The following is a 14,023-nucleotide window of genomic DNA, read 5'->3' on the forward strand; positions in this document are numbered from 1 at the left end:
ATATTTTTATCAAGGGAGATTTAGAGGGGTTTTGTTTTTATTTTCAATACTTCAGGACGAAGGTAAGGTTTGTTCACGTCTACGGTGCCTTTCCATTGATAAGGGTCATTGCCGGCGATGAGCACAATATCCCGCAGGTCTTCCGTAGCGGGCAGCTTGCCGTCCTGGTCCCAGGGCAACATGGATTCTGCACTCATGTAGTGATTTACCAGTGCGGTACGGAAATTATCGGCCGTCTTATTCCGCAAAGAGCTGTGCAGGGTATAGCCGTTGAAGAAGACCACGGAGCCGCTCTTCACTTCCACCGGTATCATTTGCTCCCTGAAGGGGGATACATCAATGGTGTCTACATCGGCATATTCGGCAGAATCATTTTGTACCCTTGGCATCATGTAGCCCGGGCGGCCGGGAATGATCCAGAGGCAGCCGTTCTCTACATTGGCGTCATCAATGGCAATCCAGGCGCCTACCAGACTTTTATCGCGGGTGGGAATGTAGAACTCATCCTGGTGCCAGGCTTGTCCCGCCTTGCCCGGCCCTTTTACAAAGAGCATGGACTGCATGCACTTGAGGTTGGGGCTGACGACTTTGGTAAGTACCGAGACGATCTTGTGGTGAAAGAGGTAATCGTAAATGAGCGCCGATATCTTATGGGGGAAATGGATGGCCACGTATTTCCGCAGTATTGCTGCATCGCTTTCGCCGGCCTCTACCTGGATGATGCCATCGAGGTAGCCACGCTGGCCGCGGAAGATGGCGGCGGTTTCTTTTTTCAGCTCTGCAATTTCAGCGGCCGATAAGAGACCGGGTGCGATGAGGTATCCATAATTGGTATAGAAGGCAATGTTGTCGGGGGTAATTCCTGCAGCAGGAATGTAAGCATGCTCCTTGTTCATGGTGCTATTGTTTATGGATGAACAATTGTTCAATGTCTTCGAGCGATCTTCCCTTTGTTTCTTTCACCTTGTACAGCATGTAGCCGAAGGCGATGGCGCAAAGGGTGGCATAAGATAAGAGGGTAACGGAAGTGCCCAGGTGCTTGGTCATGACGGGAAAGGTATAGGTCACGATGAAATCGGCCAGCCATAAGGCCAGGGTGGCTACTGATAAGGCGAGGCCCCGCACGCGGTTGGGGAAGATCTCGGAAAGGTATACCCAGGTAACGGCGCCCAGCGTACAGCCAAAAGCCCCTACATAGAGCAGCATGAAGATGAGCACGATGTAGTTGTCGAAGTAACTGTACCGGAAACAAAGCGCCACGGCTACGAGTGAGATGCCCATGACCACACAGCCGGCCAGCAGGAATTTCTTGCGGCCTACTTTATCTACCAGGCCAATGGCGATGAAGGTGGATACTACGTTCACCACGCCGATGCCAATGGTTTGCAGGAGCGAGGAAGCTGTATTCAATCCTGTTTCTTTAAAGATGACGGGGGCGTAGTACAGGATGGAGTTGATGCCGGTGACCTGCTGGAATACGGCTACCAGGATGCCGATGAACAATACGGGCCGGTAGGTTTTATTGAAGAGTGTTTTGAGCGATACCCGCTCTTCTGTGCGAAAGCTGTTTTCAATGGCGGTGATCTCCTTCGCTGTTGCCGAGAAGCCGGATGTTTTGATGACAATGGCGGTAGCGGCTTCGGAGCGCCCTTTTTTCATGAGCCAGCGCGGTGTTTCGGGCACGGCGAGTAAGAGGCCCAGGAAGAGCAGGGAAGGAGCGGCCTGGGAGGCAAACATCCACCGCCAGTTGTTGACCCCGGTGCCATCAAACAAGAAGTTGGAAAAGTAAGCCAGCAGGATACCGGCCACGATGGCCAGTTGGTAAAAGGCTACCAGCCTGCCCCGCCAGGCGGCGGGCGCCATTTCGGCTATGTACATGGGTGATACCATGGCGGCAGCGCCTACACCGAGTCCGCCGATGAGGCGGAAGAGAATGAAGACCCACAGTTGGTTGGCCATGCCGGCCCCGATGCCCGATACGGCAAAGAGGATGGCGCAAATGATGAGCATGAATTTCCGGCCATAGCGGTCGGCCAGTTTACCCGATACCATGGCGCCACCGGCGCAGCCAATGAGTATGGAGCTCACCGTCCACCCCAGCATGTATTCATTGAGCGAAAAATAGGTAGTGATGTACGGAATAGCGCCGGAGATGATGGCCGTATCAAAGCCAAACAACAAGCCGCCCAGCGCGGCCACGCCGCTCACCAGGATGATGAATGATTTGTTGGGCTTGTTCAGGCCCGGTTGTATGGCTACGATGGCGCCCGTGGGGGCAGGCTTGGTATAGGTGGTGGCGTCGCTCATGGTGATGATGGTTTTCTGTCTCCTTGCAATTGATGGATGGCCACGGCTGCTGAGGGCAGGCTTTCATAACCCTGCCTGTCAACCGCCGTAATACGATAATACCAGGCGCCTGTGAGTGGTTGGGCGCGCAGATCTTGTCCATTGTCTGTATAGGTCAATGCTGCATCGGCTGCTATATAAGTTAGGTTGTTTTCCGGACCTGCTGCACATTCTTTTTGCTGCGAACGGTAGATCCTGTAATAGAAGGCGCCTTTCACGGGTTGCCATTTCAATGTGTATTTATCTGTTGTTGCTACAGGCGCCTTGAGTGAAGGAACAAGGCGGGTAGCTTTTTCCTGTACTAATGAGAGCGGAAGTGATGGTGCATCTGCCGGGAACACCGCGGTATTGCTGCCATCGGTAGCGCTGATGTAGTAGTCTATTCCTTTTTCGGTGATAGTAGTGGCCGGGATCGCAGCAGTGAAAACAGCCTTTACCCTCCTGGTCATGGGTAGCTGCTTCCACTCCTTTGTCCCGGCACTGCGGTAATAGAGTGTGGCGGTGAGTAATTCATCGCTGCGGTTGTCAAGCAACCTGGCTTTGATCCATACGGACTGACCAGCCAATACGGAAGTGGGCGGCGAGATGATTACGATCTGCGGCGCTGCTGCATCGGCATTGCCGGCCAGGCAAGGCACGCTGATGGAAGGCAATTCTGCATCATTGCCCCAGCATACGGGATGCACTTCATAGGCATGCTGCCCATCAGCTTTGTCTTCATATTGCCGGGTATGCGCTGGTAGCAGCTCATTGTTGATCTTCTTTCCATCCCGGTAAATAAAGAAGCCTCGAATGTTGGGGTTGTCTGTTTGCCAATACAATCTGGCCCCTGTTTGCGTGCCTCTTGCTTCCACGTTTTCCGGGGGGATGGCCATGTAGGAGTTGAGCTGTTTCCAGCCGAGGTCGCGGTAATTGTTTTGGATAAACCGGTTCTGCACACTCACCACATTGCCGAGGGAAGAGATATCACTCACGCGGCTGTTGAAGTTACTGACCCAGGAGCGGGCCATGGCCGCTATATCGTGGGCGCGATTGGAGGCGTAGAGGTTGAGCAATATGTGGTCTCTGGTGGCTGCGATGCGACTCCGGAGCAGGCGGAGGCGGTATTGCTGACCAGGTGTTGCCGTCAGGCTGATGGCCGAATCAATGGTACTTAGTTGCTGATTGGCTTTGCTGAGTTGCGCCTGCGCCAGTTGCACGGGCTCCCGGTCTTTGAAGAGCAGGTAGAGGGTGTGCGTACCACTGGGTGGTTCAATGAACACGGTGACATCTTTCCATTCATTCCAGCTTCCGGTGGGTAATATTTCTTTTTCACCGATGAGGGGGCCATCAGGTGTATCTAACCGTAATTCTATCCGGCCGCCATCGGTGGCGGAGGACACACGGAACTGGTATTGCCGGGTGGAAGGCGTAAAGGAAACATTGTCATAGGCCAGCCAGCTTCCGTTGACGACATAACCGATGATCTCCTGTCCCTGCGGACCGGGCGCTTTGCGGGCCTGGAAGTATTTGGCATAGTTCACCGCCATCTGGTGTGTGCCATTGCCGGACGCCTCTACCGGTTTAAAGGAATGCAGGTTGAAGAGGTACTGGGCCCTTCTGTCTACCCCTGCGAGGGAGAAAGGCGGTGTCCACCGGCATTCGCTGAAGTCGCTGGCAAAGGGTTCATTCTGGTTGATGATGGGCGTTACCAGCGCGGCGGCGGGTGCGCCGTACTGTTGGGTAGCAAATTGCCGGTACACGGTGGTGGCGCTGTTGAGTTTGTTTTGATCATCCCAGGGCGCGCGGGCCATGAACCACATCTTGGCTTTCACGGCATCGGTAATGCGCCAGGTGAGGGAATAAAAGCCTTTCATATTGGGCGACCGCTCCTGCCAGGCCCGGATGGTGTTGGAGAGGTGCATGTTGTAGGGATAGTAGTAGGTGGAGCTGTAAAAATCCCTTTCCAGCCAGGGACAGCCCCAGTATTCATGGTCTTTGTAAATATGGCCATCTTCAAACGCATCGGAGTATTTGGAGATGGGGGCACAGATGACGTCTTTGGGCAGGGAGGATACATCTTCAGCGCGCAGTCCCCAGCCTGCCACGGCGAGGCGCAGCCGGGGCATTGTTTTTTTCAGTCCGTGGTAAAAAGCATCGAAGATGGTGCGCCATTGTTCCCGCGCTTTTTCGGCGCCTTCATGTACGAGTGATTCACTCTGGAAGCAAAGCAGGTAATCCAGTCCGGGGTAATCGGTGGCGATCTGTTGTACCCGGGCGGCTATTACGCGGGGATCATCGGGGGGCAACTGGTAGCTTTCGTGGATGAGGTTGATGTCGAGGCCCAGTCCTATCTTAATACCACGTTTATGCGCATACTCAATGACGCGCTGAAATTCATTGACGCCCTTGCGGAATACCTGTTTGTTATCGAGCTTTTCATTGTGCAGGGCGCAGTCGGCCCCGAAATCATAATCATCAAAGAGGGCGGCCGAGCCGAAAGGATATTTGTTCACTTCCCAGCCGGGATAGCTGCCCCAGGCATGGCCGCTGCGGGCAGTGGCCATCCATACGCGGGATAGCTTGCCGGCCACTTCAAAGTTGTGGAACATTTCATTGTGGCCTTCTTCGCCGGTATAGTTGTGGATGTGGAGGAAGTTCATGCGTAGGCGGGCCATCTGGTCGAGGATGAAGGTCCAGTCTTCCCAGGAGTAGGAGGTGGCTGATTGGGGGAAGTTGGTCCAGGGGAGGAAGCCGCGGATGGCCATAGCTGGAGTTTTTACTTCGTCGATGGCCCCCCCGAAGCCTCCCCCTAAATCCCTCCCGCTTGAGCGGGACAAGCTCTCCGGTGGAGGGGGACTTGAAGACGCGGGGGACAAGGGTAATACGTCTCCGTCAAACGAGAAGTTGATGCCCATGTGTTCTTCGAGGAAGCCGTAGACGCCGTATAAGACGCCGGTGGTGTCATTGGCGGCGATGACGATGATAGATTGGTTGTTGCGTTGAATCTTTTTAAGGAGATAGCCTTGGGGGCCGGGATTAGTGGGGCTTATTTTTATTTGGCTGTTGCTGATGAGTTGGTCGATCATGGGATGACCGGGGCGGCCGAGGATGAAAAGGTTGTTGTTGTTTGTTACTGCATTGGTGGTAATGGATGGTAAGGTGCCAGTGAGGGTATGGAGGTAGCGCGCCAGTTCTTTGGCGGCATAGTTTTCCATATTGGTATGGTGGGGGGATAAGCTGATCGTCAGTTCCTGGGCGGTTGTTGCACCCATGATCAGTGTGCCTCCCAGTAATATGATCAGTAAAGGGATCCTTCTGTAGAAGGCAAGCGGTTTGTTGAAGGTATTCACTTGCAGTAGTTTGATAGGCAAGCTAAAACAATGGTGGGGCGGGGTGGTGCACTTTTTGATGAGAAAAGTAAACTATTTTACGGCCTCTTTTTTGTCAATTCCTTTGCTTTGAATTATTCTTTTGCTTTGAGGCCTTTGACTGTTTCGCACTGCGTGCGGGGGCTTGTTGTTACTTTCTTTGCCTTGATGCAAAGAAAGTAACCAAAGAAAAATCAAGGCAAACCCGAATGCCTCCGGCCGGTTTGCCGGCCACGCCACCCCAGGTGTAGCTTTGATTATTGGTTATGGGCTTTTATGCTTTGGAGTGGATGGTTGTTGGTGAGGGGCTGGTGCTTTTGGGTTTCTACTATGCTGGGGTTGCTGATTTTTTTGTATCTCCTTGTTTTTTGTATTTACGTTACAGGCTTTTATGTTTTGGAGTGGATGAGGAAGGGCAGGCTTACTGTGGTTTACTTGGCTTGTTTGGAAAAGGCTTTGTGGTATGCGGTTTAAAGGGGATTATAGCCTTGTTGCGGGCGGATTGGGGGTGGGGTAGTGGTGTTGCTTAGGTGGATGGTGGAGGGTTGTAAAGGGCTGCGTATGCGGTTTGGCGTGGAGAGGGATTTTACTGCGGTGAAGTGGTACCCTACCGGGCGTGAAGTGCTCCAAACCTGGCCGGTGAATGCCCCTGAAAAGCGCACTGGAGTGCTCTACTACTGCACCCTTCTATAGTGTACCAGTGCAAGGTTCAGGCAATAGGTAGGCCATTCCCTGAGCATTCACCACCCATTCCTCACTCATTTTCCGTACATGCTGCTGCAATCAGCTCGACTGTGTGCCGGTAAAAGGTTGTCAAAGCAAACGCCCACTAACCACTAGCCATTCCCCACTCGCCTTTATTCAACACCAATCCCCTGCTGTTTTTGGTGAAAACCGCTGATTTTACCCGAGTACGCTATTTGAATACTCTTACTATGCCTTTGGTATAGCTTTGGTATACCTTTGCTGTACCTTTGCCTTACTTCAACCTCGCTTCAAACCTCGCTACTTTACGGGTATGTGGTACTGACACAAACCTATGGTAAAAGATACCCTGTTTCCAAATTTGCATGTCCGTTTCCTGCCTAAACCTGCACAAATGTCCCATTTGTCCGTTTTTGTACTTTTTGGTCTTCCGGTATGGTCCGCTGCTTCTTCTTATCCTGATTGGATTACTCCACTATTTTGAGTGGGGTGAGTGGGGGAATACAACACTAATCCCCCGCTGTTTTGTGTTCAAAACCGCTGCTTTTCGTGAAATGGGTAAACTATAGCTTAGGTATAGCTTAGGTATAGCTGAGCTATAGAGTTCCCATAGTCCAGGTATAGAGTATCCATACTGTATCTACGGCTGATCTATTGGTGATCCCAACCCTTGCTCCCTTATTCCGATACTATGTCTCCATTTTCCTGACTTCTTTTTGGGTCCGCTTATTTGCCTGTTCACTGCTTCCTGTACAGCAATATTGTTGCAGGGGCACAAGTTACCGTGCCACTTTTTCATAAGTCGCTGATAATTTTATTTTACGCTATTAGCATGCTATTGGTATGCTTCGGGTATGCTTCAGCTATGCTTCCCCCATGCTTAGGCAATGCTTCCCGCATGCTTGTTTTGTACTAAAAAAACTTTACAGGGTGGGTCGTATTGTTACCGCATGGGCTTTACACCCCCACAAATATACTTACCCAGGGAGAAGCCCCACCAAGAATGATCAGTTTTGCAAAAAATGATACAAATGATAAAAACGAAATGCCGGTATACCCTTTGTTCCGTTCATGTATGCTATCCCCTGCAAAAACAACCGGGGCCTGGATTTATACCTGATGCATTACAAGTGATCCCGACTGAATAACTACACAATTTTAATGGTGAGGAAGCGATAAAAGTCTTAAATTACATAAGATAGTTTAGCTTGTATATATGAAGCCGCTCGTTCAGAAACTGCCCCTTACTGCCGATACTTCTTTTATCGCCCAAACATTCCGCACACCGCATTTTGAAGTGGGCTGGCACCAGCATATTGAATATGAGCTGATCCTGTTTACCGAAGGTTCGGGCATGAGCTTTGTCGGCAACCAGGTGGGTGAGTTTGACACCGGGGATATTTATTTCCTCGGTTCCAACCTGCCGCATACGTTTCAAAAGAGCGGCGACCAAATCACCAGCGCCGTGGTGGTGCAGTTCAGGGATGATTGCTGGGGCAGTGACCTGCTGCGGATACCGGAAAGCCGGCACATGAAACAGTTACTGGACACCTCCCAGTATGGATTGAAGATACAGGGCGATTGCCGGCAGCGGCTGGCGCCGATGATCAAAGAACTGGAATGGGCGCATGATGGCCGGCGCCTGCTGTTGTTGCTACAGTGCCTGGACCTGATGGCCGAGACCAAAGAATATGTCACCGTATCTACGAAAGAAATAACCCAACTGAACAGTAAAGACAAGGATTGTATTGACCGGGTATTCCAGTTTACCATTGATTCTTTCCGCGATCCCGTTACGTTGCCGCAGGTAGCCGCCATTGCCTGCATGAGTGTGCCCGCCTTTTGTAATTACTTCAAGCGCAGCACGAAGAAAACCTATATTGACTTCCTTAATGAAGTGAGGATTGGTTATGCCTGTCAGCTCCTGCAGGAAACCAACAACACCGTACTGGACATTTGTTATGAAAGCGGTTATAATACCATGACCAATTTTCACAAGCAGTTCTTAAAGATCAAACAATTCACGCCTTTACAGTACCGGAAGCATTTTGCGGCGGAGGTGATTAAGAGGGGCGGGAATATTGGGATTGTGGAAGATGTTCCTGCTTCTTAGTATAGCCCAACGAAAATGAGAATGTTGGTATGTTTTGTGATAAAATTGATATTCCCACTCTGTAATTTGCCTCCAGTTAGTGAAGTGAACTACGTCACTACCTTCTAAAAAATTCAAACAACTTATAGCGCGGATAAAAAGCCCCGCAAGCGAGATAAACTCTGCTGGTAGCGGGATGGAATAGGCTTGTTTTTCAAACCTGCAAATCTTATTATATGCCAATCAGTTTTAGTCTATTCGACCCTCCGGGACCTACTCCTGCCGTAAAGTCTGTTGATGACCGGCAAACTGGTCAGCTTGTTGCTGACAATAGCACTGCATCAGACGTCTCTATTAAAAAGTTGTCCATCATTATTCCGGTCTATAATGAAGCAAAAACCATTTCGCTGATCCTGGACCGCATTCATGAAGTAAAGCTCATCAAAAATATAGAAAAGGAAGTGATCATTGTGAATGATTGCTCGACTGATCATACGGAGCAGGTGATTCATCAATATATGTCTAACACACCGGCATCAACCATTCAATACTTATCCCATAACATTAACCAGGGGAAAGGTGCGGCTATTCATACGGGAATTGCCCATGCCACCGGAGAATACCTGCTGGTGCAGGATGCTGACCTTGAATATGACCCGGGCGAATACAACAGTTTACTAAAGCCCGTGGTGGTTGGCGCGGCTGATGTAGTATACGGCTCCCGGTTCATGGGCGGTAACGCCCACCGCATCCTTTTCTTCTGGCATACCATCGGTAACAGGTTTCTCACCTTCTTGTCCAATTTCTTCAATAACCTGAACCTGACCGACATGGAAACCGGTTACAAACTGTTCAAAACGGATATTATTCAGCGAATCCGCTTACAGGAAAAGCGCTTTGGCTTTGAGCCGGAGGTGACGGCCAAGATAGCGATGGTGCCGGGGATAAGGATCTATGAGGTGGGCATTTCTTATTATGGACGAACATTCGCAGAAGGGAAAAAGATAGGTTGGAGGGATGGCGTGAAAGCTATTTACTGCATACTGAAGTATGCATTGTTTAATAACCAGGTAATGAAGTCGAGTAAAGCAAAAGTAGCAACTGTATGAAAAGGACGACTATCATTGAGATCATTGTTATGCTGTATGTCATCCTGTTCCTGTATACCGGCATCAGCAAGATCATGGAGTATGGTGTATTCAAGGAACAATTGGCGGAATCGCCTATCCTGGCGCCTATGGCATCACTGGTAGCGCGTGGGCTGCCTATTGTGGAATTCTTGCTGGTCGTATTGCTGGCAGTTCCCCGGTGGCGATTGAAGGGATTTTATGCCTCTACAGGATTGATGATCGCTTTTACTATTTACATCATTGTACTCATGAGCTTTAATGATCAACTGCCCTGCAGTTGTGGTGGTGTGCTGGCAGCTTTATCATGGGGACAGCATATTGTTTTTAATGGTGTGTTTATTGTATTGGGTATTGTTGGGGTGATCCTCGAAAGAAAGGTGCGGAGGACGGCAGCGGATTACTGGCATGCTATTGTTAAACAGCCGGATCACAGCATTTAATTTACTACACCAGCGCATAACGCTACATTTTGAATAACTGCGTTTGTTGATCTATAAGGAAAGGGCCTCCATGCCAATGTCATTAAGTTAAGGACATAAGTATCCTCACCACAGTTTATGGAACTGGAGTTTCTCCGGTTCCTTATGTCTGCAAAAAAAACTGTGGTTATGTCTGTAAACCTAAAAATCATTCGTGAGTTAAAAAAAATATTACTCAAACGGCTTCTGATGTCTCTTTAAGAGAGCTGTTTGTTACTACCCGGGGCATATTTAGCCGAAACCGAAAATTTGGTTTTGAGCAACTAGCCTATCTGCTACTGAACTTCTTAAAAAGAGCTATAGTATTGAGCTTGACGGCTTCTACAGTCACATTGGTAAGCTCGGGATGAAGTAAGTAAATCTGCCTTCTGCCAGCAGCGAATGAAAGTAAAAGCTCTCTTTTTTTGCCTGTTTAAATGAAGTTTTGCTGAAAGGTTTTTATAAATATCACAACGATGATGTAAGGTATGGAAGGAATTACGCTTAATAGCTGTGATTGATACTATTATTGGCCTTGTCAATATCTGTAAGGTTTAGGTTGGGGATTCAATCTATCCTATTCTCTACAGGTAAACTGCAATTGCCTGTATGAGCGAGCGAACAATACCATGGCCAATCTTAACAAGCAGTTTTTGAAGCTCAAGAGGGATGTCACTTTGTAATAAACGAAAACGTTTTCAGTAGGGAACGCCACGAAAGAAAACCTATTGGTATTGCCGAAGGTTAGAAGTAAGATGAATTATTATGAAGATGTATACTTTACGGCTTTTTTGCTATCGCCCCAAAATGATAGGTAAAGCCCAACAAAAAATATTGCTGCAGGTTGTTTGCCTGGCTGTCTTCTATATAATTTCCTGATGTAGTTCTTGTAAGGTTATTGAACTGTTTTAATATATCAAAGGCAGAAAAGGTTATTTCAACCTTGCGGCTTTTCAGGCAGAGATAAGAGCCCTTTATATTCCACAACAAAGAACTTTTATCAAAACCTGCCGGTAGCCGGTTATTATAGCTGAACGACACCGACTGGTTTAATTTTAAGCGCTTTAATAAATATAGCTCCAGTTCCAAACCGGCATTATGTATCCAATATTGCTGATTCAAGGCTTTGTTTTGCTGGTATTTTAAATCCGACCAGGTTGGTGCATACCTGAAATAGGTATTAATAATATCCGTCCATTGATAACGAAAGTTGAAAATTAGCTGCATGCTAATGTTATCTGTATTATTTAAAATGCCATCCAGATAGAGCTTGTCCCGCAAATAATTAATTTCAATATGACCGGTTATGCGAAAACTGTTCTTTCCTCTTTTTAGCATATAAGCCGAACTAAGAGCGCTTCTCCATGTATATACGCCATTTATATTTTCAAAACTGCTGGTTTGCCTTCCAAGGCTGTCGGTTTGAACGGATGGAATAATCTTATTCTGCACAGTGTTAAATGTCAAAGAAGCGTTGTAAATACGCATCTTGGCTTTTTTGATTACAGCAGCTCCTTGGTTGTTAAAAGTCCATACAATGTTGTGTGCGAGCGAACGGCTTAACGTAGGGTTACCTTTGTTTATATATAGCGGGTTGGATATATTCTGCACCGGTTGCAATTGATCAAGAGTAGGCAGTATAACATTGGCTGTATAATTTAAATTATAAGACCTTCGGTTACCAATTTTTGAAAGGCTCAGACTTGGCACAAGATTTACCTCGATTTTACTGATGGAATTGCTGTGGGCTAAATCTTTTTGAGCCTGGTTATTTTGGAGGAGCATTATCCCTGTTACAAAACTAAAATTGTTCTTATTATACATTACACTGAATGTACTGGTATTGCTAAAGATGCGGGATCGAAACTGATTGCTGTAACTGGAATCTACCTTTAGCGCTCCCAGGCTATCTATATTCCGGGTGATCCTGCTAATATCGTTCCACTGTACATTAAATACATTAGTTAGGCTTAAAGTAAGATCCTTGCCTTTTTTTTTATTAATTCCCAATTCGGCAGCTAAATTATTCGTTTTATTAACCGATTGAAATTGCTGCCGAAAAAGTTGCTGTGAATCAACCAGGTTATTTTTATAAAAAACAATGCGCCCATCGCTATAATCCGTTGAACTCTTATTTGAGGAGCTATAAGATAAGCTCATAAGAATATTCCAGCTATCAATGTTTTTATTATAGTATATGCTATTTGCCCAGTTTGTTGTAATTTCTTTTGACCGGTAAGAGTTTTCAAGGTGATTCAGTAAGTTGCCTTGCCCATCTTTTGTAATTGTTGAATTATTGTTACTGCTTAGGCTGTTGGTTCCATCAAGCATTGTCTCAAACGTGGTTGCATTTGATTTTGACGAATGCTCCAGTTTTGCATTGGCTTTATGGTTGTTGCTCGCGTATTTCCCTTCGGAAAGAGATTGGGTAATAAGCTGATTACCGGATAAAATATTTTGCCTTCTTTCTTTTATCAACTCCCTAACTGTATTAGGGTGATTGTATTGATAAGATCCGGTTATTTGCTTTTTGTCATTCAATTGATAACCATATTCAAGACCTGTGAATGTGTTTTCAGTAATGCCCGATCCGCTGCTTACCAGGGTAAATTGTGAAACAGTGGAACCGGCTTTATTAATATTGTTTCTGCCGGCATATGCACTTAAGCGGTTATTTTCTCTCATCAATGAACCGAAGCCAGATCCTTCATATCTTTTATCTGTACCGCCTAAAAAGCTACTGTTGCCAAAATATTTATTGCCCGCTTTTAGCTTTAGGTTCAATACCTGGCTTTGGATGAGTTGATTTGATCTTTGGTTAGCAAGGGAATCGTTCGCAAATTGAATTTTGTCAACCATTTCACTGGATATGTTCGACAGTGCTACGGATCCATCTTCTCCAAAGAAAATTTTGCCATCTACTAACACCTTGCTTACGGGTCTTCCATTAAAAATCAACCTGCCGGAGTTGTCTATTTCCAAGCCTGGTATGCGTTTGAGTATATCCCGGGCCATAGAATTGGGTGGAACCCTGATGGCTGAAGCCCTGAATTCGACCGTGTCGCCTTTGATCACTACCGGCCTTTCTGCATTTACTACAACTGTATCCAAGTCAAGAGCAGCAGGTTGTAACTGCACAGTTTGCATTGTAGACTCTTTTTGAGTTAATAGTACAAGGCCTTTGAAAGAGGTGTATCCGCGATAACTTATAGTAATCAGGAGGCTGTCATGAAGAGGCAATGCAACTAAGACAAACCTGCCATTATTTCCAGATATTCCGTTGGCAGCGCGGCTGCTGTCGCTAAGGCGGGTGGCCGTAACAGTGGCTCCTACCAAGGGCTCCTTTTCGCGCATCACCCGCCCGATCAATATACCCTTTTCCTGAGCCACTGCCTGCAGCCCTTTCAGCATTAAAAGAAGCAAAAGAATAGTTGACTGTCTGTGGGAAATCATCATGGTACAATATAAAAAGAACACCTCTTGCCACGGTTCAGTATCTTCTTTAAAAACTATCCTATTTTTTATTCATCGCTACAGTCATTGAAAGAAATGTTAAAGTTGATATGTTTTGTGAGAATAATGATATTTCATTATAGTATTTTGCCTGGAGAATTGAAAGGCATTGCTTTTCTCAATTACTTCAGTAAAGGCAACAGCTATCAAAAAGGTATCCATCATTATTCCAGTCTATAACGAAGCCAAAACCGTTGCATTAATCTAAGGCCGCATCAATTAAGTTAGGCAACAAGGGCCCATTTGGGAAGTGTTTAGCAGTGAATGATTGTCCTGGGTCCTAATTATCAAAACAACTATCATGGTTAAGAGCGTTGGCTAAAAATGTAGAAGGGTGAAAGAACTGAGGCAAGGATCCACCTTCGCTAAAACTACTGAGGACGATGTGGCGAAGCCGAAAACCACTAAAACAGAGTAGGCAATATTTAA

At 47.2% G+C, this 14,023-nt stretch carries 8 protein-coding genes; 4 read left to right on the forward strand and 4 right to left on the reverse strand.

The window, feature by feature from the left end; genetic code table 11:
* Nucleotides 1-20: 20 nt before the first annotated feature.
* The 3 genes from HB364_RS12080 to HB364_RS12090 are packed head-to-tail and all read right to left on the reverse strand — an operon-like array spanning nucleotide 21 to nucleotide 5,678.
* Nucleotides 21-896 (reverse strand): phytanoyl-CoA dioxygenase family protein, encoded by an 876-nt coding sequence (locus HB364_RS12080; protein ID WP_167288234.1) that lies wholly within the window; start codon nucleotides 894-896, stop codon nucleotides 21-23.
* Nucleotides 897-900: 4 nt separating this feature from the next.
* On the reverse strand, nucleotides 901-2,307 hold the full coding sequence (locus HB364_RS12085) for a sugar porter family MFS transporter (RefSeq protein WP_167288235.1): 1,407 nt from the start codon (nucleotides 2,305-2,307) through the stop codon (nucleotides 901-903).
* Nucleotides 2,304-5,678 (reverse strand): carbohydrate-binding protein, encoded by a 3,375-nt coding sequence (locus tag HB364_RS12090; protein ID WP_167288236.1) that lies wholly within the window; start codon nucleotides 5,676-5,678, stop codon nucleotides 2,304-2,306. Before HB364_RS12090 ends, HB364_RS12085 begins: the two co-directional genes overlap by 4 nt.
* Nucleotides 5,679-5,962: 284 nt before the next feature.
* On the opposite strand from HB364_RS12090, the gene HB364_RS12095 reads away from it, so the two are divergent.
* The 4 genes from HB364_RS12095 to HB364_RS12110 all read left to right on the forward strand — a co-directional run bounded on the left by HB364_RS12095 (nucleotide 5,963) and on the right by HB364_RS12110 (nucleotide 10,063).
* The gene (locus tag HB364_RS12095; protein WP_167288237.1) at nucleotides 5,963-6,226 is read left to right on the forward strand and encodes a hypothetical protein; all 264 of its coding nucleotides are present in this window, start codon (nucleotides 5,963-5,965) and stop codon (nucleotides 6,224-6,226) included.
* A 1,391-nt stretch (nucleotides 6,227-7,617) separates the two neighbouring features.
* Entirely contained in the window at nucleotides 7,618-8,514 is an 897-nt protein-coding gene (locus HB364_RS12100; RefSeq protein ID WP_167288238.1) for an AraC family transcriptional regulator, read from the forward strand.
* A 215-nt stretch (nucleotides 8,515-8,729) separates the two neighbouring features.
* Complete coding sequence (locus tag HB364_RS12105; RefSeq protein WP_167288239.1) at nucleotides 8,730-9,602, forward strand: glycosyltransferase family 2 protein; 873 nt, start codon at nucleotides 8,730-8,732, stop codon at nucleotides 9,600-9,602.
* Nucleotides 9,599-10,063 carry a MauE/DoxX family redox-associated membrane protein gene (locus HB364_RS12110; protein WP_167288240.1) on the forward strand — a complete coding sequence of 155 codons (465 nt, stop codon included), beginning with the start codon at nucleotides 9,599-9,601 and terminating at the stop codon, nucleotides 10,061-10,063. Before HB364_RS12105 ends, HB364_RS12110 begins: the two co-directional genes overlap by 4 nt.
* Nucleotides 10,064-10,861: 798 nt before the next feature.
* Here HB364_RS12110 and HB364_RS12115 read toward each other — a convergent pair.
* Entirely contained in the window at nucleotides 10,862-13,537 is a 2,676-nt protein-coding gene (locus HB364_RS12115; RefSeq protein ID WP_167288241.1) for a TonB-dependent receptor, read from the reverse strand.
* Nucleotides 13,538-14,023 lie beyond the last annotated feature (486 nt).

Source organism: Paraflavitalea devenefica (assembly GCF_011759375.1).
In the GTDB taxonomy this organism is placed as follows: domain Bacteria; phylum Bacteroidota; class Bacteroidia; order Chitinophagales; family Chitinophagaceae; genus Paraflavitalea; species Paraflavitalea devenefica.